Origin of the sequence: Streptomyces sp. NBC_00310 (genome assembly GCF_036208085.1) — a bacterium.
Classification (GTDB): Bacteria; Actinomycetota; Actinomycetes; order Streptomycetales; family Streptomycetaceae; genus Streptomyces.
The window spans coordinates 7,373,270-7,393,525 of record NZ_CP130714.1; the positions used below are offsets into that span (position 1 = coordinate 7,373,270).

The 20,256-nt window shown below is 70.7% G+C and carries 19 protein-coding genes and 1 tRNA gene; 15 read left to right on the forward strand and 5 right to left on the reverse strand.

Going from position 1 to position 20,256, the window contains the following annotated elements; genetic code table 11:
* The first annotated feature begins 24 nt into the window (after nt 1-24).
* The 4 genes from OG202_RS32340 (at nt 25) to OG202_RS32355 (ending at nt 1,570) form a co-directional block, all read left to right on the forward strand.
* A complete protein-coding gene (locus tag OG202_RS32340) occupies nt 25-348 on the forward strand; it encodes a hypothetical protein (protein WP_326577695.1) in 324 nt (107 codons plus the stop codon).
* A gap of 173 nt (nt 349-521) precedes the next feature.
* Complete coding sequence (locus OG202_RS32345) at nt 522-890, forward strand: WhiB family transcriptional regulator (RefSeq protein ID WP_005480495.1); 369 nt, start codon at nt 522-524, stop codon at nt 888-890.
* Nucleotides 887-1,210, forward strand: a complete 324-nt coding sequence (locus OG202_RS32350) for a hypothetical protein (protein ID WP_326577694.1) — start codon at nt 887-889, stop codon at nt 1,208-1,210. Before OG202_RS32345 ends, OG202_RS32350 begins: the two co-directional genes overlap by 4 nt.
* 150 nt (nt 1,211-1,360) lie before the next feature.
* Nucleotides 1,361-1,570, forward strand: a complete 210-nt coding sequence (locus OG202_RS32355; RefSeq protein ID WP_327727903.1) for a hypothetical protein — start codon at nt 1,361-1,363, stop codon at nt 1,568-1,570.
* 76 nt (nt 1,571-1,646) lie between these two features.
* Here the strand turns inward: OG202_RS32355 and OG202_RS32360 are convergent, their stop codons facing one another.
* Both OG202_RS32360 and OG202_RS32365 read right to left on the reverse strand, forming a co-directional pair.
* The gene (locus OG202_RS32360; protein ID WP_326577692.1) at nt 1,647-3,002 is read right to left on the reverse strand and encodes an ABC1 kinase family protein; all 1,356 of its coding nucleotides are present in this window, start codon (nt 3,000-3,002) and stop codon (nt 1,647-1,649) included.
* Nucleotides 2,995-4,260: a TOMM precursor leader peptide-binding protein gene (locus tag OG202_RS32365; RefSeq protein WP_326577691.1), complete on the reverse strand. Its 1,266-nt coding sequence runs from the start codon at nt 4,258-4,260 to the stop codon at nt 2,995-2,997. Before OG202_RS32365 ends, OG202_RS32360 begins: the two co-directional genes overlap by 8 nt.
* Nucleotides 4,261-4,478: 218 nt before the next feature.
* On the opposite strand from OG202_RS32365, the gene OG202_RS32370 reads away from it, so the two are divergent.
* The 4 genes from OG202_RS32370 (at nt 4,479) to OG202_RS32385 (ending at nt 8,424) form a co-directional block, all read left to right on the forward strand.
* Nucleotides 4,479-5,075 carry a M48 metallopeptidase family protein gene (locus OG202_RS32370; protein WP_326577690.1) on the forward strand — a complete coding sequence of 199 codons (597 nt, stop codon included), beginning with the start codon at nt 4,479-4,481 and terminating at the stop codon, nt 5,073-5,075.
* Between the two features lie 257 nt (nt 5,076-5,332).
* A complete protein-coding gene (locus tag OG202_RS32375) occupies nt 5,333-6,958 on the forward strand; it encodes a TerD family protein (RefSeq protein ID WP_327727902.1) in 1,626 nt (541 codons plus the stop codon).
* A gap of 8 nt (nt 6,959-6,966) precedes the next feature.
* A complete protein-coding gene (locus OG202_RS32380; protein WP_326577688.1) occupies nt 6,967-7,644 on the forward strand; it encodes an AIM24 family protein in 678 nt (225 codons plus the stop codon).
* Between the two features lie 27 nt (nt 7,645-7,671).
* On the forward strand, nt 7,672-8,424 hold the full coding sequence (locus OG202_RS32385; RefSeq protein WP_326577687.1) for an AIM24 family protein: 753 nt from the start codon (nt 7,672-7,674) through the stop codon (nt 8,422-8,424).
* Nucleotides 8,425-8,570: 146 nt separating this feature from the next.
* Here OG202_RS32385 and OG202_RS32390 read toward each other — a convergent pair whose 3' ends face one another.
* Complete coding sequence (locus tag OG202_RS32390; RefSeq protein WP_327727901.1) at nt 8,571-9,086, reverse strand: NUDIX hydrolase; 516 nt, start codon at nt 9,084-9,086, stop codon at nt 8,571-8,573.
* Complete coding sequence (locus OG202_RS32395; RefSeq protein ID WP_326577685.1) at nt 9,083-10,498, reverse strand: zinc-dependent metalloprotease; 1,416 nt, start codon at nt 10,496-10,498, stop codon at nt 9,083-9,085. Before OG202_RS32395 ends, OG202_RS32390 begins: the two co-directional genes overlap by 4 nt.
* Nucleotides 10,499-10,688: 190 nt before the next feature.
* On the opposite strand from OG202_RS32395, the gene OG202_RS32400 reads away from it, so the two are divergent.
* The 4 genes from OG202_RS32400 to OG202_RS32415 all read left to right on the forward strand — a co-directional run bounded on the left by OG202_RS32400 (nt 10,689) and on the right by OG202_RS32415 (nt 14,039).
* On the forward strand, nt 10,689-11,801 hold the full coding sequence (locus tag OG202_RS32400; RefSeq protein WP_326577684.1) for an SDR family oxidoreductase: 1,113 nt from the start codon (nt 10,689-10,691) through the stop codon (nt 11,799-11,801).
* Nucleotides 11,802-12,008: 207 nt separating this feature from the next.
* Nucleotides 12,009-12,467 carry a molybdenum cofactor biosynthesis protein MoaE gene (locus OG202_RS32405; RefSeq protein ID WP_326577683.1) on the forward strand — a complete coding sequence of 153 codons (459 nt, stop codon included), beginning with the start codon at nt 12,009-12,011 and terminating at the stop codon, nt 12,465-12,467.
* Between the two features lie 254 nt (nt 12,468-12,721).
* The gene (locus tag OG202_RS32410) at nt 12,722-12,868 is read left to right on the forward strand and encodes a hypothetical protein (RefSeq protein ID WP_328224804.1); all 147 of its coding nucleotides are present in this window, start codon (nt 12,722-12,724) and stop codon (nt 12,866-12,868) included.
* Nucleotides 12,869-12,941: 73 nt separating this feature from the next.
* Nucleotides 12,942-14,039 carry a YlbL family protein gene (locus OG202_RS32415; RefSeq protein WP_328223990.1) on the forward strand — a complete coding sequence of 366 codons (1,098 nt, stop codon included), beginning with the start codon at nt 12,942-12,944 and terminating at the stop codon, nt 14,037-14,039.
* A gap of 109 nt (nt 14,040-14,148) precedes the next feature.
* Here the strand turns inward: OG202_RS32415 and OG202_RS32420 are convergent, their stop codons facing one another.
* Entirely contained in the window at nt 14,149-14,691 is a 543-nt protein-coding gene (locus tag OG202_RS32420; protein WP_326577681.1) for a PPA1309 family protein, read from the reverse strand.
* A gap of 163 nt (nt 14,692-14,854) precedes the next feature.
* On the opposite strand from OG202_RS32420, the gene OG202_RS32425 reads away from it, so the two are divergent.
* From OG202_RS32425 to OG202_RS32435, 3 genes are all read left to right on the forward strand, one after another.
* Complete coding sequence (locus OG202_RS32425) at nt 14,855-17,788, forward strand: UPF0182 family membrane protein (RefSeq protein WP_327732123.1); 2,934 nt, start codon at nt 14,855-14,857, stop codon at nt 17,786-17,788.
* Between the two features lie 44 nt (nt 17,789-17,832).
* A tRNA-Met gene (locus OG202_RS32430) sits at nt 17,833-17,906 on the forward strand.
* Nucleotides 17,907-18,086: 180 nt separating this feature from the next.
* Nucleotides 18,087-20,081 (forward strand): tetratricopeptide repeat protein, encoded by a 1,995-nt coding sequence (locus OG202_RS32435; RefSeq protein ID WP_443052309.1) that lies wholly within the window; start codon nt 18,087-18,089, stop codon nt 20,079-20,081.
* The last annotated feature ends 175 nt before the right edge of the window (nt 20,082-20,256 follow it).

Sequence of the window (20,256 nt, forward strand, 5' to 3'; positions counted from 1 at the left end):
AGACGCCGAGAGGAGGCGAGTCCAGTGATCAGCATCAACACCAGCTTCATCAGCCCGGTCAAAATGACCGATCGCTCGGCCGTCTCCCTGTGCATGCTCGGCGTCTCGAACCTGGGCACCGGTCTGTCCGCCATCAGTGGCGGCCGTCCGGCGTCCTCCGTGTCTCTGGCGGGTCTTCCCGTCCGTGAGCGCAATGAGCGACCGACCAAGGCACTGGAAGCAGCAGTAACGGCACAGGCGCATGCCTATGCCTTTGCGGCGGCCGGTGCCGGATTCCGGAAGCAGACGACGCAGCACCACCTGATGTGGGCCTTCCGTGGGCCTGAACCCTGGAGTGATCCAGCCTGATCGACGATCAGGCCGGCGCCTTCAGGGCCGCGGAACCCCACCCGGGATCCGCGGCCCTTCTGTTTGTCCCCGACCGGGGGCTGCAGAGCGAAGGGGCCTCGGGACAAGAAAAGAACCCGGTACCAGCCGCCACCGGCCAACAGGCCGGAACGACCAGACGAGGAAGACCAACCGTGCAACTCGAAGCGCACGCCCCGTCCGTACCGCCTTCCGAAACGATCCCCCCGCCCGGCCTCACGGAGGACTCCACCTTGACCCCGCTCACCGCGCTCACCGCGCTCGACGACGCCATCGAGAACCTCGGCGTACCCGTCCCCTGCCGTTCCTACGACCCGGAGGTCTTCTTCGCCGAGTCGCCGGCCGACGTCGAGTACGCCAAGTCCCTCTGCCGCACCTGCCCGCTGATGGAGGCTTGCCTCGCCGGCGCCAAGGAGCGGCGTGAGCCCTGGGGCGTCTGGGGTGGCGAGCTCTTCGTCCAGGGTGTCGTCGTGGCCCGCAAGCGGCCTCGTGGTCGCCCGCGCAAGAACCCGGTCACGGCATGAACATCACCGGAACGATCGACCGCCCTCTCACGCACGACCCCAAGAAGCAGGCCCCGATGAAGCCGTCCACGAGCGAGCCCGTCGGCTCCGCGACTCCGGATTTCACCACCACCGGTGCGAACGACTCGCGCCAGAACAGGACCCGAGAGATGCATCTCATGCCAGAAGCCCTGGCTCGTGCGCATATGCACGAGCGCCTGCACCAGGCCGAGCAGGAACGCCGGGCCATGCGCCTTGCGGTCGCTCAGCGGATGCAGCGCCGGGCCGAGCGCGCCTCGATGCGCGCCCGCCGTGCGCTCGCCATGGCGGTCATGCAGTAGCCGCAGCGCGGCAACCGGCATGAACCAGCCTGGTCAGGCACACCACAACCATGCATAGCAGTGGCTCCCCGCGGGGGCCGGTCCGAGCGGACCGGCCCCCGCGGTGCGTGGTGACGACGGATCCGTCGGCTGCGCCGATATCGTCGCCGCGTGACGAGTCTTTCCGGGGACAGCGACCACGGCAGCCCAGCCGGAGAACCCCAGACCCTCATGTGCGCCCGCTGCGGCACCACCGCCGAAACCCCTCAACCCCTGTGGATCTGTTCCGTAGAGAACGGCGCACGGCATTACTTCTGCGCGGCCTGCGCCCGTGAGAACCTACGGGCGATCGAAGGCCGGCTGGACTCGGCCTGGTGGTGAGCCCCGTCCTCGGACTGGCTCCGCGCTCCTGACCCGGATCGCGGAGACAGCCGACGAGCCGCCGCTGCTCGAACCGCTACGCCTCCGCGACCGACTCGTCCTCCTCCTCTTCGTACAGGAAGCCTGGCAGCCACTCCTCCAGTTCGTCGCGCATCCGGACCGTCGCGCCGAGTTGGCACAGGACGCCGATGGTGCTCAGGGTCACCCGGTGGATGAGGAGGTAGGACGGGGGCAGGTTCAGTTGCTTGCCCAGCTGATGGGCGGGGGAGCGGGGGTCGGCGATGCGGGCGGCCTGACTGCGCATCCAGCCGCGGGCGAAGGCGAACTCGTCGGCCCTGGCCGGCTCGATGATGGGAAGCAGATAGTCGAGGACCGCGTCCGGGTCCAGGTCTATCGACTCCTTCACGAAGCCTTCCGTGCGGAGCATCTCGTAGACCGCCTCGGCCTCGCCCTCGATGGTCAGCCGCAGGGACTCACCGATGTGGGTCGGCAGGCCGCCCGGCAGACGGTCCACCGTGCCGAAGTCGAGGACGCCGAGGCGCCAGCCGCTCTTCTCGTCCGGCAGGAGGCGGAAGTTGCCCGGATGCGGGTCCGCGTGCAGGAGGCCGGTGCGGGCCGGGCCCGAGAAGAGGAAGCGGGTCAGCAGCTGGCCCGCCCGGTCGCGCTGCTCCTGTGTGCCGTCGGTGATCACCTCGGAGAGGGGCGTGCCCTCCATCCATTCGGTCACCAGCACCTGCTCGCACTGGTGCACCACGGCCGGGACCACGACGTCCGGATCACCCGCGAACTCCTCCGCGTGTGCCTGCTGGGCCTGGGCCTCCAGACCGTAGTCGAGTTCTTCGGAGACACGGTCCCGCAGCTCCGCGATGAGCGGCTTGATGTCCATCCCGGGGATCAGTGGGCCCAACAGGCGCGCGAACCGGCTGAGTTGGCCGAGGTCCGAGAGGAGCGCCTCGCCCGCGCCCGGGTACTGCACCTTGACGGCGACCGCACGGCCGTCGTGCCACACCGCGCGGTGCACCTGACCGATCGAGGCCGCGGCGGCCGGCTTCTCCTCGAACTCCAGGAACAGCTCCCGCCAGTCCTTTCCGACACGCTCCTCCAATACGGAGTGCACCGTCCGGGTCGGCATCGGGGGTGCCGCGTCCTGGAGCTTCGTCAGGGCCGCGCGGTAGGGGCCCGCGACCTCCTCGGGGAGCGCCGACTCGAAGACGGACAGGGCCTGCCCGAACTTCATCGCGCCGCCCTTCAGCTCGCCCAGGACCTTGAACAACTGCTCCGCCGTGCGCTGCTGGAGTTCTCGGCCCACGAGCTCCGCCGACTCGCCGACGATTCGCTTGCCGAGTCCCCAGGTGGCCCGGCCTGCGATGCCGAGCGGAAGCGCGGCGAGCTTGGCGGTCCGGGTGACCGCCTTCCGGGGAAGATCAGACATGCGCCCTCCAAGTCCCAGCAGGCCGTGCCGCGTGTGCCTTGCGGGACAACCTCGTTGACCGCTGATGCCCCGCCATTGTCTCGTGCGCCTCCCCGTCCTTTGCGGTGTGTTCCCCGTTACCTTTCCCGGCGGCATCTTTTTCAGCTGCCGAGCAGGCACACGCCGGGTGCGGCCACACCGGGCGGGGGTGCCAGTCGAACCCCGGCACCGAGACCTCCCAGCGGGCGCCCGCACTGGACGGCGTCTGCCCGTCGAGGAACGCGAGCGCATGTCCCGCGGCCAGCCCGGCGACGGTCGTGGCCAGAGCCAGATCGCAGGCCTCGAGCTGGTGGGGGCGACCGGATCGCCACTGTGCGACCAGCCGCGGCCAGGTCTCGTCGCGGTCGGCACGGCTGTGGTCGAGGCAGCCCGCGCAGCCCGTCTCGCCGGGCAGGACCAGGGGGCCGACCACACCTGTGCCTTCCACCACACCGGCATAGAGGTGTGGTGTGCCCGACGCGATGAGCGGCTCGGCGGCATCGGGCTTGGGGGCGTGGACGTCGACACCGGTGCGTGGGGCGAGGATCACCAGCGAGAACCCGGACTCCTCGCGGAGGCGGTCCAGCGGCAGGTCCTCGGACGGGCCCGCAGGCGGCCGGGGGCCGCGGCGGCGCCGGGGCGGGCGGTCGGGCGCCGCGTGGCGAGCGGCTCGGCGTGCCGCCATGTCCCTGCGCTCGCCGATCGACTCGGCCGGCAGGCCGCCCGGCGAGACGTCCCCTGGCTCGACCCTGCCGACATCGCGGACCTCGACCTCACCGATGCCTGCCCCCGACAGCAGGGAGGCGAGCACCGCCCCCACGCGCCCAGCGCCCCGTACCTGCACTCTCAGTGACCGGCGGGCGGCCAGACGCTTCATGGCGTCGCCCGGCTCGGGCGCGATCAGAGAGAGCGTGGCGGCGTCCGGGCGCAGCCGGTCCAGGACCCCGGGTTTGGCGCGCAGGTCGTCCGCGGCCGGACCGCCGCCCGTCGCGTCGTCCAGCAGGCCGGACCGGGACAGGCGGTCCACCAGACCGTCCACATGACCGTCCGGCAGGCCCATGCGGCGCCCCTCGTCGCGCAGGAGCGGCAGTCCGCGGGTGCCGTCGAGCAAAGCGAGGAAACTGCCTGTCGCCGTGTCCATCGGGCCCAGCACCATGGCGTGCGCCGGTGCCAGACCGAACTGCACGGTGTTGAGATCCCGCCAGCCGCGCCGGAGCGCGGGCTTCACCATCGGATGCATGATCGGCCCCCGAAGCCAGAGATGAGTCTCCGTGTGTCGACGGTGCGAGTGCCTGGTCCGCCGACGAGTGCCAGCATGCACGGACCGAGACGAAGCCTGTCGAGAGTTGTCCACAGGCGACGGCATTCGTCGTACAAATCAGGCGCTCGGAGTGCGGATCGATATCGAACCGTCCCGGAGACGGGACTTCCCCCGTGTGCAGCGGGTAACGTCGGGGCGTGCCCGCCGACCCACTGCACCGCGCCGGAAAGCCACAGCGCAGCACGACGAGCCAGCCGCCGAGCGGCTCGCGGGCGAGCGCGATCGAGGTCCGCAGGAGCGCGCGACGGCGCAGAACGGTCTCCGCGTACCGCGAGGGCGACCGCACCGTCGTGCTCATTCCCGCTCGGATGTCCGAGGCGGAGGAGCAGCGCTGGGTGACCGTCATGCTCGACAAGCTGGCCGCGCAGGAAAGCAAACGGCGCCTCGGTGACGCCGAACTGGCGGAGCGCGCCGCCCGGCTCTCGGACCAGTACTTCGGGGGGCGCGCCCGGCCCACCGCGGTCCGCTGGGTCACCAACCAGAACACCCGCTGGGGCTCGTGCACCCCGGCCGAGGGCAGCATCCGTCTTTCGCACCGGCTGCAGGGCATGCCCGAGTACGTCGTCGACTACGTCCTCCTCCATGAACTCGCACACCTGCTCGTACCAGGTCACGGGCCTCGGTTCTGGCAGCTGCTGGAGGCGTATCCGCGTACCGAGCGTGCGCGTGGCTACCTCGAAGGGGTGGTTGCCGCCGACCGGCTGCCGCATCCGCCGGTCGCGCGGGACGAGTAACGCCCGCGTGGCCGTCCGGTGGAACCCGGGTCGCGGCCTGCGGCGTGAAGGCTGCCACGGCCTGCGGCGTGGGGCGAGTGCCGTGAAACGGGCACTTCACGCGCGCGTGTGTGCGTTTGTGGGACCGGTGACCGAAGTCGCGCTTTTGTACCGGCTCTGTACCGGCCTCGTACGCCTCAGGACTTTGCGGTTAGCCTGGCGCGACGCACTCGCAGGCGTACGCACTTTCGGGACGGGATGGGGGACGGTCGTTACGCATGGCCAGGGAATTCCAACGCGGCCACAAGGCCAAGATCAGTGACCTCACCGCGGGTACGGATCTGTATGTAGGTGTACAGATCTCCGGCCCCGGGCTGACCTTCGACATCAGCTGCTTCGGTCTGGACGCCGACGAACGGCTGTCGGACGACCGCTACTTCGTCTTCTTCAACCAGCCGAAGACCCCCGAGGAGTCGATCCAGCTCCTGGGTGCGCAGTCCGGCGACACGGAGTCCTTCCGCGTCACTCTCGACAAGATCCCGCCCCAGATCCAGAAGCTGTCCTTCACGGCGACGGTCGACGGCAACGGACAGATGTCGCAGATCGCCCCCGGCTACGTCCGCATCGTCGCGGGTGGCGAGGAGGTGGCCCGGTATCCGTTCGACGGCTCGGAGTTCTCCACCGAGCGCGCCGTGATGCTGGGCGACTTCTACCTGAAGGACGTGTGGCGGTTCGCGGCCGTCGGACAGGGCTTCGACGGCGGTCTCGACGCGCTGCTGAAGAACTTCGGCGGCGAGGTCGCCGAGGAGGAACCCGCCGCCGCACCACAGCAGCCGCAGGCCGACGCAGCACCCGGCTTCGCCCCGCCCGCGTTCGGTGCCCCTGCCCCTGCCCCTGCCGCTCCGGCTCCGGCCCCCGCGCCCGCGCAGGGGTTCGCGCCCCCGGCGCCCTCGCCCTCCGTGCACGCCGCGCCCACCATCGTCGCGCCCCTGAACACGCAGCCCGGCGGCACCGTTCCGCCCCCGGCCGCACCCGCACCGCAGGGCGGTCCCTTCACTCCGCCCGGCGCCCCGCCGCAGGGCGGTCCCTTCACTCCGCCCGGCGCCCCGCCCCAAGCCGGACCCTTCACGCCTCCTGGCGCGGCTCCGCAAGGCGGCCCGTTCACGCCCCCCGGCGCTCCCGGGGCCTTCCCGGGGCAGGCACAGCCCTTCGGTGGCGGTACGCAGCTCGCGCCCGTGCCTCCGGAGGCGGGACTGCGGGTCGTCCTCACGAAGTACTCCGAGGCTCCCGTCGGAGACCGCTGGACCGAGCAGAACCCGCAGCTCGTGCGGACGACGCTCACCAAGGGTGCCAACATCCTCGCCAAGCAGGGGAGCATGGTCGCCTACCAGGGCGACATCGACTTCGCCCACAAGGGTTCCGGCCTGCTCGGCAAGTTGACGGGCCAGCTCACCGGACAGGGCATGGCCCTGATGCGCTGTTCCGGAGACGGCGAGGTGTTCCTCGCGGACGAGGGCAGCCACCTCTTCGTCATCCGCCTGGAGAACGAGCAGCTCTACACCAGCGCGCGCGGCGTCCTCGCCTTCGACGAGGCGCTCGACACCGAGATCCGCCGTATCGAGGGCGCCGGCCTGCCCGGCGGCGGTCTCTTCAGCATGCTCTTCTCCGGCACGGGAGCGGTCGTCGTCAAGACCCGCGGCATTCCCGTAGTTCTGCCCGTCGGTCCGGCCACCTACGTCGACGGCAACGCCGTCATCGCCTGGTCCGCCGGCGCGCAGGCCGTCACCACCACCTCGCTCAGGCTGCGCCGTTCCGGGTACGCCCGGCAGACCCAGGAGGCCGTGAACCTCCAGTTCCGCGGTGCCCCCGGCAACTTCGTCGTCGTCCAGCCCTTCGAGGTGTGAGGCAGAGCATGGACCTCCAGACACTCAACGCGCACCGCTCCACGTCCACCGGCGCCCGCATGAGCGTGCACAGCTCCAAGACGCTCAAGGTCACCATGGTCAGCGGTCAGGACCTGCTGGCCAAGGCCGGCTCGATGATCGCGTACGACGGCTACGTCCAGTTCGACGGCCCGCCCGCCACGCTTCGCCGTAGCGCGGAGGAGATGGTCACCGGCGAGGGCGGCAAGCTGATGCTCTGCCGGGGCGACGGGGAGCTGTACCTCGCCGACTACGGCGGTGACGTCCTCATCCTCCACCTGAACAACGAGGCACTGTCCGTCAACGGCCCCACCCTGCTGGCCTGCGACGCCTCCCTCCAGCTCACCATCGAGCCGGTCAAGGGCCTCGCCAAGCTCTCCGGCTCGGGCCTCACCAACCTCGTGGTCCGCGGCACCGGATGGGTCGCCCTGGTCAGCCGGGGCGTGCCGATCTCCCTCGACTGCGCCGAGCGGGAGACGTACGTCGACCCGGACGCGCTGATCGCCTGGACCGACGGCCTCGACATGAAGGCCCGCCGGACCATCAAGGCCAGTGCGCTCATCGGCCGGGGCAGCGGGGAGGCCTTCCAGATCGGTTTCAAGGGGCGGGGCTTCGTGGTCGTCCAGCCCAGCGAGGACACCGGCGACCGTTTCAAGATCCGTGGCTGACCGGGGCTGAGAGGAGAACAGCACACCATGCACAGCACACTCTTCGCGCACATCCCGGTGAACCACACCGAGCGCTACACACTGCAGAACCCACAGCTGCTCAAGACCGACGTCACCATCGGCAGCAGTCCCGTCCTGGCCCGCCAGGGCGCGATGGTCGCCTTCGAGGGGCAGGTCGACTTCGACAGCCAGTACCGCAACCGCAGCTGGCGCAACGCCGAGCGGATGACGGGCGAGCGGCTCGAACTCATGCGCTGCAAGGGCAACGGGATCGTGTATCTCGCCAACTTCGCGCAGTACCTGCACATCATGGAGGTCGGCAGAGGCATCACCGTCGACTCCTCCGCGGTCCTCGCCTTCGACGGCTCCCTGAACGTCGGCATCGTCGCGGTGGACAGCGCCGTCGAGGTGGCCTCGGCCGGGGCGTACAACCTGGAGCTGTCCGGTGGCGGCAAGGTCGTCCTGATGACCTCGGGTGCGCCGCTCGCTCTGGAAGTGACGCCGGAGAAGAACATCTGCGTCGACTCGGACGCCGTCATCGCCTGGTCCACCTCGCTGCGTACCCAGCTCCAGGCGCCGACCTCCACCTCCGCCGTGTGGCGCCGCAGGGGCTCCACCGGAGAGGGCTGGGAGATGCACTTCGGGGGTACCGGGCACGTCCTGGTGCAGCCGAGCGAGCTGCTCCCGCCCCAGCACCTGCGGACGTCCGGAGTGCTTGGACAGTTCGGCATGGGCGGCGGCGGGCTGAGCGGGAACTCCCTCGGGGGCAGCCGCAACTGATCAGTCGGCGCGTCGGTTCGGCGCATGGGTAAGGGGCGTCCGCCATGGCGGACGCCCCTTACCGCGTCCGTCCCCCCGGCGGGGGCCTGCCCGCAGCCCGTCGGCGGCACACCGTCAGATCGCCGACCCCACACGAAAGAGCGAGGTCAGAGCCGTTCCCGCGTAGCCTCCACCAGGCGTACGACCGACTCGTCGGCCACGGTCGGCACCTCGTCGTACGCGAACCAGCGCAGGTCGAGGGACTCCTCGCTGATCGCTTCCACGGCGTCGGCCGGGGCGAGGGCCGCGTACTGGACGTCGAGGTGCCAGGCGCACGGGGTGTGGTGGCGGTCGAGGCGGACCGGGCCGCCCGGCAGGAGCGACAGGCCCGTGATGCCGGACTCCTCCGTGGCCTCCCGGAGGGCGGAGCCCGCGAGGGTGGTGTCCTCGGGCTCGCAGTGCCCGCCCATCTGCAGCCACATGCGCAGCTTCTTGTGGAGAGTGAGCAGCACCCGGCCGTGCTGGGGGTCGATCACCAGACCGCTCGCCGTGATGTGTCCGGCGCCGCACGCCTTCCACATGCCGTCCGGGTGGGCCGCGAGGTGGTCGAGATACGCCTGGCGCAGCTCGGCCTGGTCCTCGTAGCTCTTCAGTACGAGGACCGCGTCGTCGTGCAGGCTCACTCGGTGTCGTCGTCCTTCTTCTTGAGGTCCGGCTTCTCGGTGGAGCCGCCCGCGGCCTCGCCGAGCATCTTGTCCAGCTCGGAGAAGTCCAGCTGCTCGCGATGGACGAAGCCGTCCGGGTCGTCCAGGTCGGAGGCGGTGGGCAGCATGTCGGGGTGGGCCCACAGGGCGTCACGGCCGTCGACACCGCGCGCGTCCGTGAGGGACGCCCACAGGCGGGAGGCGTCGCGCAGGCGGCGGGGGCGCAGCTCCAGGCCGATCAGCGTCGCGAAGGTCTGCTCGGCCGGGCCACCCGTGGCGCGACGGCGGCGCAGGGTCTCGCGCAGGGCGTCGGCGGACGACAGGCGCGGTTTCGCGGCGGCGTGCACCACCGCGTCCACCCAGCCCTCCACCAGCGCCAGAGCGGTCTCCAGACGGGCCAGGGCGGCCTTCTGCGCGGGGGTGTCCTCCGGCTGGAACATGCCCTGCTGGAGTGCCTGCTGCAACTCCTCGGGGTTCTGCGGGTCGAACTGGCCGACCACGTCCTCCAGCTTGGCCGTGTCGACCTTGATCCCGCGCGCGTAGCCCTCGACCGCGCCGAACAGGTGCGAGCGCAGCCACGGCACATGGGCGAAGAGCCGCTGGTGGGCGGCCTCGCGCAGGGCCAGATAGAGCCGCACCTCGTCCTTGCCGACGCCCAGGTCCTTGCCGAACGCCTCCATGTTGATCGGCAGCAGCGCGGCCTTGCCGGCCGGGCCGAGCGGCAGGCCGACGTCGGTGGAGCCGACGACCTCGCCCGCGAGCACGCCCACGGCCTGCCCGATCTGCTGGCCGAACATGGCGCCGCCCATCGACTTCATCATGCCGATCAGCGGGCCGGCCATGGCCTGCATCTCCTCCGGCAGGATGTCGCCCATGGCGCCGCCGACCCGCTCGGCGACCGGGTCGACGAGTTCCTTCCAGGCGGGCAGGGTGGCCTCCACCCATTCCGCGCGGCTCCACGCCACGGCGGAGCCCGCGCCGGACGGCAGGGACGTCACGTCGTCGAGCCACAGATCGGCCAGGCGGACGGCCTCCTCCACGGCGGTGCGCTCGGCGGGGCCGACACTCACGTCCTTCGTGCCGTCGGCCGTCCCCTGGGAGACCGTCTGGCGGGCGATCTGCTTGGCCATGTCCCAGTTCACCGGGCCGCCCTCGTACGAGAGCATCTGGCCCAGCTGCTGGAAGGCGGCGCCCAGGTCGTTGGGGTTCATGGAACCGAACATCGCGGCGAACGGATTGTCGGCCCCGGGACCGCCGGCTCCGGGGAACCCGAAGCCGAACGGGTTGGCCGGTCCCTGACCACCACCGCTCTCCTGGTCCTTCTTCTTGCCCTCGTCGCCGTCGTCCGGCTCCTCCGGCGGAAGGCCGAATCCGAATGGGGTGTCACTCACGGGATTCCTCGGCTGATAGGGCCATCGGTTTTCTCCGACGGCACGGCTGCCCGAACACCACCCAGCGTAGACACCACGGCGGGTTAAGGCCTCAGTGCTCCGCCGACCGAAGGCCTGCGGCAGGATGGATGCCACCTGGTACGTACGCGTCACCCGCGTTCGTACTGAAGACAACCGCTGGAGACGCCCGGTGAGTTCCCCAGATCCACAGGTTCGCGCAGCGCGAAACCACTCAACCAGTCCCGCCGCGCGCGGGCCCGTCGTCGCGGTCACCGGTGCCGCGTCCGGCGTAGGAGCGCTGCTCACCGAGCGGCTCGCCGAGTCCGACGAGATCCGGCAGGTCATCGCCATCGACGAGCGGCGCGGCGAGTGCGCGGCCGCCACGTGGCACATCCTGGACGTGCGGGACCCGGCGATCGCCGAGAAACTGCGCGGGGCGGACGTCGTGGTGCACCTCGCCGTCGACCTCGACCTGGGCACCGACTCGGCGGCACGCAGCGCGTACAACGTGCGCGGCACGCAGACCGTGCTCACCGCGGCCGCCGCGGCCGGGGTGCACCGGGTCGTGCTGTGCACCTCGGCGATGGTCTACGGGGCGCTGCCCGACAACGAGCTCCCGCTCTCGGAGGACGCCGAGCTGCGGGCGACCGCCGAGGCCACCGGGGTCGGCGACCTGCTGGAGATCGAGCGGCTCGCGCGCCGGGCACCCCGCGCCCATCCGGGCCTCAATGTCACCGTCGTCCGCCCGGCGACCCTTGTCGGGGGCACGGACACGGCGCTGACCAGGTACTTCGAGTCGCCTCGGCTGCTGGTGGTGGCCGGGTCGCGGCCCGCCTGGCAGTTCTGTCACGTCGAGGATCTGTGCGGTGCGCTGGAGTACGCCGTGCTGGAGAAGGTCGACGGGGAGCTGGCCGTCGGATGCGAGGGGTGGCTGGAGCAGGAGGAGGTCGAGGAGCTCAGCGGGATCAGGCGCATGGAGCTGCCGTCCGCGGTCGCCCTCGGGGCCGCTGCCCGGCTCCACCGGATCGGGCTGACACCGTCCCCGGCCGGGGATCTGGCCTACACGATGTATCCGTGGGTCGTGAGCGGGAGCCGGTTGCACGACGCCGGCTGGCGGCCGGTGTGGACGAACGAGGAAGTGCTCGCGGAGCTGCTGGAGGAGGTCGCCGGGCGGCACACCGTGGCCGGGCGGCGGCTGGGGCGCAAGGACGCGACGGCCGCGGGTGCGGCGGGCGCGACGGTGGCGCTGCTGGGCACGGCGGCGTTGGTGCGGCGGGCGCGGAAGGCTCGGGGGCGGCGCTGAGGGACGCGCGCCCCTTGCTGTGGCTGCGGGGCGCGTTTGCGCTTGCCGACGCGCGCAGGGTGCCGCCGCGCGCCCCCGTGCCGCCCGCCCCGGCGCGATTGCCCGAACACCGCTGCGTACGTCTGTTGGTCACTCCAAGCCGCCACGCGCGCGTGACTGCGGTTGTGACCGTGTCGGGCCGGGCCGTGAGTGGGGCACGATGGGGGTATGGCAGTGAATGATGATCATCCTGGTGAGCAGGGGGCCGAGGAGCCCGTCAAGCTGATCGGGATTCGAGAGACGGCGCTCTCCCTCGACGAGGTGTTCCGGGCGGTCGGGGACGACGCGGCCGGGGGGACCGCGCTGTTCGTGGGAACCGTGCGGAACCACGACGGCGGAACCGATGTCGACGCGCTCGGCTATTCGTGTCACCCGACGGCCGAGGCCGAGATGCGGCGGATCGCGGAGAAGGTGGTCGCCGACTACCCGGTGCGGGCACTCGCGGCCGTGCACCGGGTGGGGAACCTGGCGGTCGGGGACCTCGCGGTGGTCGTCGCCGTGTCGTGTCCGCACCGGGGCGAGGCCTTCGAGGCGTGCCGCAAACTGATCGACGATCTGAAGCACGAAGTGCCCATCTGGAAGCACCAGAAGTTCTCCGACGGCACCGATGAATGGGTCGGCGCGTAGCGCTGTCGGTGAGGGGTGGTGGTCGGGCGACGGGAGGGCGGGTCGGCGCGTAGCGCCGTCGGTGGGGGGTGGTGGTCGGGCGACGGGAGGGTGGGCGCCTGCTGAAGCCGTGACCGGAATGCGCCTGCGCGCGTTCCGGTTGCGTAACCCGCCCCCCGGCGCGAGCGTTGACGGAGCGGACGGATAATCTGCTGATCAGTCAGTTGTGGTTGCTTGATAGGGGTTGGGAGGCCGGCATGGCGGCGCTCGCCTGGTTGCTGATTCCACTCGTGGCCGCGATCGGTGCCGGACTGTGGGGTGGCTGGGCCGGCCGGAACCGCAGGAGCATCGAGGACGGCACCGAGCTCGCGGGCTACTCGCGCTTCCGCGAGGCCATGGAGCGGTCCCACTCCGGCGGCTAGCGGCCTCCTGCCCGCACCCCCGGACGGACGGCCCCGACAGTGCGCGGACAGGCCTGTCCCGTACTGTCGTTCCATGCCACGCCGCACCGCGACGATGCTCGCTTCCACCCTGATGCTGATCGCGCTCCTGTGCGCGGGTGTGATCATTCCCGTGCCCTACGCGGAGATGTCACCGGGGCCGACGGTGAACACGCTGGGGGAGCACGACGGCGAGCCGGTGCTGCAGATCTCCGGACGCAAGACGTACGCGACGACCGGCAACCTCAACATGACCACGGTCCGCGTCACCAGCGCCGACTACAGGATGAACCTCGTCGAGGCCGTGTACGGCTGGCTGGCACACGACAACAAGGTCGTGCCGCACGACACGCTGTACCCGGACGGCAAGACCGAGGAGCAGTCGACCCAGGAGAACGCCGAGGAGTTCAGCCAGTCCCAGGAGAGCGCCAAGGTCGCGGCCCTGGAGGAGCTGGACATCCCGGTGAAGTCCTGGGTGATCGTCTCCACCGTCGTCAAGGACTCCCCGGCCGAGGGCAAACTGCACGCCGGTGACGTGATCAAGTCCGTCGACGGTACGGCGGTCAAGGCGCCCGAGGACGTGGCGAAGCTGGTCACGAAGCACAAGCCGGGCGAGGACGTCGACTTCCTCATCGTGCCCGCCAAGGCGCAGGCCGCCGCCGAGAAGGCGAACAGGACGGCGACCGAGACCGACAAAGTCACGATCACCACGGCCAAGTCGGACGACTCGGGCGAGGAGCGGGCGATCGTCGGGATCTCCGCCGGGACCGACCACACCTTCCCGTTCACCATCGACATCAAGCTCGCCGACGTCGGCGGCCCGAGCGCCGGACTGATGTTCGCCCTCGGCATCTACGACAAGCTCACGCCGGGCAACCTGACGGGCGGCAGGTTCGTGGCCGGCACCGGCACGATCGACGACGAGGGCAAGGTGGGTCCCATCGGCGGTATCGAGATGAAGACGGTCGGCGCGCGCGACAAGGGCGCCGAGTACTTCCTCACGCCCAAGGACAACTGCGACGCGGCGGCCAAGGACACCCCCGACGGACTGACCCTCGTCAAGGTCGACACCATCGACGACGCGCTGGGAGCCCTGAAGGACATCCGCTCCGGCGACACCGCCGACCTGCCGAAGTGCACCACCAAGGGCTGACGGGGACGGACGTGCACGCGCGCGTGGGGGCGCGCTCCGGAAGACCGGGGGCGCCCCCACCGCCGTACCCGGGCCCTTGCCCGGGACCCCGTCGGCAGAGTTCCGGCGATCAGTCCACGAAGGTCGCGGACAGGGCCTCCGCCAGGCCCGGGACCAGCTCGGGGCCGGTGAGGACCTCGGTGGGGGTGTCCTTCTCGCGCAGGCGCAGGGCCGAGTCGCGGGAGCCGTCGCGGAGGACGGCGACCGTCATGCGGACCTCCTGGCGGTCCGGGTGGGCGGCGACCCACTGGGCGAGGCGGGCCCCGTCGAGGTTCTCGGGGACGGACGTCTCGGCGGACGGCGGCAGCATCAGCCGCTCCACGGTCAGCGCGCAGCCGACCACCGCGTCGGGCCAGGCGATGGTGCCGAGGAACTCGTCCAGCGCCTTGCCGGCGGGGATCTCGTCCTGCTCGATCGGGGTGAGACCGGCGGTCTCGGACTCGTTCTGAAGGCCGAGCTGGGTCGCGAGGGCGGGTTCCTGGGACCGCAGACGCGCGGTATCCACGAGGGCGAAGAGGCGAGCGGGCTGGTCCCAGCCGAGGCCCGAGGCGTACTCGTCGATCTCGAGCACGGCCCGGGTGAGGGGGTTCGCTGCCATGGGAGTGTTGGACATGGTCACAATCCTGCCTCGTTCGTTCCCGGAAGCGGGAACCGAGTAAAGCGTGAGTAAGTTGCATAGGTGAGGCCCCTGCGATCACGGGGCCCGCTGGAGGGTCCGTAGACGCGGGCCTGACGTATCGACAGCGAACTTCGAGGTGCGCACCTTGGCTTTCCAGATGCCGGACCGCGGCGGAGGCCCGACGGGGCCGCGGATCAGAGTGGGCCGACCGTCCCGACGTGTCCGGACGCTGCTCATGACGCTGGGCGTCCTTGCCGTCCTCGGCATGGCGTTCGTCATGTTCGCGGGGTTCTGGACGGACTGGCTCTGGTACCGGTCGGTGAAGTATTCGTCCGTCTTCACCACCACGCTCTGGACGAAGATCGGGCTCTTCTTCGTCTTCGGTCTGCTCATGTCGGCCTCGGTCGGCTTCAACATCTGGCTCGCGCACCGGCTACGGCCGCCGCTGAGCGCGATGTCGATGGAGCAGCAGAGCCTCGACAGGTACCGCATGGGCATCGCGCCCTACAAGAAGTGGCTGCTTCTCGGGATCACCTCCCTGGTGGGCCTCATCGCCGGCGCCTCCGCCTCCGGGCAGTGGCGCACCTGGCTGATGTGGGTCAACGGAGTCTCGTTCGGCCAGAAGGACCCCCAGTTCGACCTGGACGTCTCCTTCTACGCCTTCGACCTGCCCTGGTACCGCTTCCTGCTCGGCTTCGGCTTCGCCGCCGCCGTGCTCTCGGTGATCGCGGCCGCGCTCACGCACTACCTGTACGGCGGCCTCAGGGTCACCTCCCCGGGCGCGCGTGCCACGGCAGCGGCCACCGGGCACCTGTCGGTGCTCCTGGGCATCTTCGTCACCCTGAAGGCGGTCGCGTACTGGCTCGACCGGTACGGGCTCGCGGTGAAGTCCAGCGACTTCAAGGCGACGGGCAACTGGACGGGCCTCAGGTACGTCGACGCGAACGCGTACCTGCCGGCCAAGACCATCCTCTTCTGCATCGCCGCCATCTGCGCGCTGCTGTTCTTCGCCACCATCTGGCGGCGCACCTGGCAGCTGCCCGTCATCGGCTTCGGCCTGATGGTGCTCTCCGCGATCCTCATCGGCGGGCTGTACCCGGCGATCGTCCAGAAGTTCCAGGTTCAGCCGAACGAGCAGGCCAAGGAAGCGCCGTACGTCGAGAAGAACCTCTCGGCGACCCGGCAGGCCTACGGCATCGACGGGACCGAGGTCGAGGAGTACTCCGGTGTGAGCGACACCACGGACAAGGCCAAGCTCCGTGCCGACGCCGACACCACGGCGAGTATCCGCATGCTCGACCCGAACATCGTCTCGCCGACGTTCCAGCAGCTCCAGCAGATGAGGAACTACTACGCGTTCCCCACGAACCTGGACGTCGACCGGTACAGCAATGAGGACGGCGCGGAGCAGGACACGGTCATCGGTCTGCGCGAGCTGAACCTCGCCGGCATCCCGAAGAACAACTGGATCAACGACCACTTCCGCTACACCCACGGCTACGGCGTGGTCGCCGCCAAGGGCACCGAGGCCACTTCCGGCGGCCGTCCGGTGTTCACGGAGTCCGACCTGCCGTCCAAGGGCGACCTCGGCAAGTACCAGCAGCGGGTCTACTACGGCGAGAAGACCACCCAGTACTCGATCGTCGGCGGTCCCCAGGACGAGATCGACTACTCCGACGACAGTGGTGAGAAGACCACCAGCTACAAGGGCAACAGCGGGATCAACCTCTCCAGCCCGGTCAACCGGGCCGCGTACGCGGTGGCGTTCAACGAGCCGCAGATCCTCTACTCCGGTGCCATCGGCGAGGGTTCGCGGATCCTGTACAACCGCACGCCCAAGGAGCGCGTCGAGGCGGTCGCCCCCTGGCTGACCATCGACGGCGACGCCTACCCGGCCGTCGTCGACGGGAAGATCCAGTGGATCGTCGACGCGTACACCACCACCAACGGCTACCCGTACGCCTCCCGCACCACCCTGGGCGACACGACGGCCGACTCCCTGACCGCGGACAACAGTCAGAGGGCGGTGGTGGCCCAGCAGAACCAGGTCAACTACATCCGCAACTCGGTGAAGGCGACCGTCGACGCGTACACCGGCGAGGTCAAGCTCTTCCAGTGGGACACTCAGGACCCGGTCCTGAAGACCTGGATGAAGGCCTTCCCGGGCACGGTGGAGCCGAAGGAGGACATCTCCGACTCGCTCCTGGCCCATCTGCGGTACCCGCAGGACCTGTTCAAGGTTCAGCGTGAACTGCTGACCCGCTACCACGTGAAGGACGCCGAGACGTTCCTCAGCGGCAGCGAGGTGTGGCAGGTCCCGGACGACCCGACCAACACCTCGGGCAACGCGGTGCCGCCGTACTACCTGAGCATGAAGCTGCCGGGCCAGACGGCACAGGCGTTCTCGCTGACCACGACGCTCACGCCCAACGGCCGGGACAACCTCAGCGCCTTCGTGTCGGTCAACGCCGAGGCGGGCACCAAGGACTACGGCAAGATCAGAATTCTGAAACTGCCGACCAGCGAACCGATCGACGGACCGAAACAGGTCCAGAGCCAGTTCAACTCCGAACAGGACATCGCCGAGACCATCAGCCTCCTCAAGAGAGGTGACTCCCAGGTCGAGTACGGCAACCTCCTGACGGTCCCGCTCGACGGCGGACTGCTCTACGTGGAGCCCGTCTATGTCCGAGGCGGCGGACTCAAGTACCCGCTGCTGCGCAAGGTCCTGGTCACCTACGGCGGCAACACGGCCTTCGAGGACACCCTCGACGCGGCGCTCAACAAGGTGTTCGAAACCGAGGGTCCGACCACCGAGCCACCGGTCGACGACGGCGACGAGGGCACCGACGAGCCGCCCCCGTCCGGCGATCCGACGGTCCAACAGGCCCTGGAGGAAGCCCAGAAGGCGTTCGACGAGGGCCAGCAGGCCCTCAAGGACGGCGACTGGGAGGCGTACGGCCGGGCCCAACAGGCCCTGGAGGACGCGCTGAAGCGGGCCGAGGACGCGCAGTCCAAGGCCGACGGGACCGGCGGCAGTGGCAGTGAGGACAGCGACCAGAGCGGTGACGGAGGCTCCGGAAGCGGCTGATGCAAAGCTCCACCCCGCGCCGTGGTACGGTTGCAACACAACGGCGCGGGGTGGAGCAGCTCGGTAGCTCGCTGGGCTCATAACCCAGAGGTCGCAGGTTCAAATCCTGTCCCCGCTACTGAAGTTGAAGGCCCGGATCCTCTCAAGGATCCGGGCCTTCGACGTGTTGTCGGGGGTGTTGGCGAAATCTGTGTTTGACTTGTCGCTCTGTGGGCATGTCGACAAAACGCTGTAGTGACCTCAATGGCTGCGGTATACCAGGTGTACCCAGGTTGCAGGTGGTGCGACGATGGACGTTATGGGGGACAAGGCAACTCTGTTGGAGACAGGGCGGTTTGCGCAGCCTGCCGACTTTGCGCTGCCTGCCGCCGACTTCGTGGTGCCCGCCGAGTCCGTTTCGTCGGTCGAGTCCGTGCAGGCGGCGGACGAGGACGAGACGGCCGACGCCGTCGAGGAGGCGCGTCAGCGGCTCGCCGCCGAAGCCGGTGACGCCGAGGCGATGAGCGTCCTCGGAGCCATGCTGCTGCGCCGCGGCGACCTCGACGGAGCCGAGCCCTATCTTCGGGGCGCCACCGCGGCCGGGGACCGCGCGGCCGCCAACAACCTGGGTGTCCTGCTGCACCAGCGCGGATACGCCGACGAGGCCGCCAGCTGGTGGCGGATCGCGGCCGTCGCCGGGTCCGCCGCCGCGGCGCACGCGCTCGGCCGGCACCACCGTGAGCGCGGTGACGAGCCGGCCGCCGAGTACTGGCTGCGCCAGTCCGCCGAGCAGGGCCACGCACTGGGCGCGTACGCCCTCGCCGATCTGCTGGAGCACCGTAGCGACGCCGCCGCCGAGCGGTGGATGCGGGTCGCCGCCGAGCGCGGGCACCGCGAGGCCGCGTATCGCCTCGCGCGAGAGCTCGACCAGCGTGCCGAGCAGGAGGAGCGCGCGGCAGCGCGCGAGGGGCGCAGGATCGCGCGCGCGGCGTTCGAGATCGGGAGCGCGAGCCGGGAGGCCGCCCGCGAGGCCCGTCCGGTCGTCCGTGAAGGCCGTGCCGCCGCGCGCGCCGCAGAGCCCGGTGCCGACAACGGAGTCGGGGGCGCCGCCGAGGAGGCGGAGCAGTGGTACCGCCAGGCCGCCGCGCGCGGGCACCGGCGGGCCGCCCTGCATCTCGGGGCGATCCTGGAGCGGCGCGGGGAGCTCAAGGAGGCCGGGCGCTGGTATCTGACCTCCGCCAAGGACGGCGAGCCGCGCGCCGCCTGCGCGCTCGGGTTCCTGCTGCGGGACGCGGGCGACACCGAGAGCGCGGCCGTGTGGTGGCTGCGGGCTGCCCAGGAGGGCGACGGCAACGCGGCGAACGCGCTGGGCGCGCTGCACGCCGAGCGCGGTGAGACGCAGACCGCCGAGCGGTGGTACCGGGCCGCGATGGACGCCGGTGACGTCAACGGCGCGTTCAATCTCGGGCTGCTCTGCGCCGAGCAGGGGCGGACCGCGCAGGCCGAGCAGTGGTACCGGCGGGCCGCGTACGCCGGGCACCGGGAGGCGGCGAACGCGCTGGCCATCCTGCTGCTCCAGGTCGGGGACGCGTCCGGGGCCGAACCGTGGTTCTCCAAGGCCGCGGAGGCCGGCAGCGTGGACGCCGCCTTCAACCTGGGCATCCTGTTCGCCGGGCGGGGCGACGACGTGAAAGCGCTCGTCTGGTACGAGCGGGCGGCTGCCGCCGGGCACACCGAGGCGGCGCTCCAGGTCGCCATCGCGCGGCTGCGGGACGGCGACGAGCGGGCCGCCGAGCGGCATCTGCGGTGTGCCGCCGGTGGGGGCAGTGCGGAGGCCGCGTACCGGCTGGCCGCCGTGCTCGACGCGCGCCGGCCGCCCGCTCCCGCGCATGAGCTGGGGGAGCCGGTGCGGGAGAAGAACGAGTGCGAGGAGTGGTACGAGAGGGCCGCGTCGCAGGGACATCGGCGGGCGCAGGTGCGGGTCGGGATGCTGGCCGCGGCGCGGGGGGACGTCGTCGAGGCGGCTCGGTGGTATCGGGTCGCGGCGGAGTCCGGGTCGCGGAACGGGGCGTTCAATCTGGGGCTGCTGCTGGCTCGGGAGGGGAGCGAGCCTGAGGCCGCGGTGTGGTGGGCGCGGGCCGCCGACGCGGGGCATGGGCGGGCCGCTTTGCGGCTTGCTCTCGTCTACGCGCGTCGGGGTGAGCTGGTGGAGGGGAAGCGGTGGGCCGATCGGGCCGCTGCCCTCGGGCCGGCGGAGGTCGCGGAGCGGGCGGCGCGGTTGCGGGATGCGTTGCGGGACGAGTTGTCGGCGTAAGCGCTTCTGGTGCCGGGCCGCTGCGCGGGGCTCGGGGGTGCGGGGGCGCCCGGCGGCTGCGGCTGGGCGGGGGTCGGTCTCGCTCGCCGGCGCTTGCGGGGTGCCGCCCGCGCCCACCCGTGCCGCCGGGCCACCCCGGCGGCGCGACTGCTCGCGGCGACGACAGGCAGGCCTG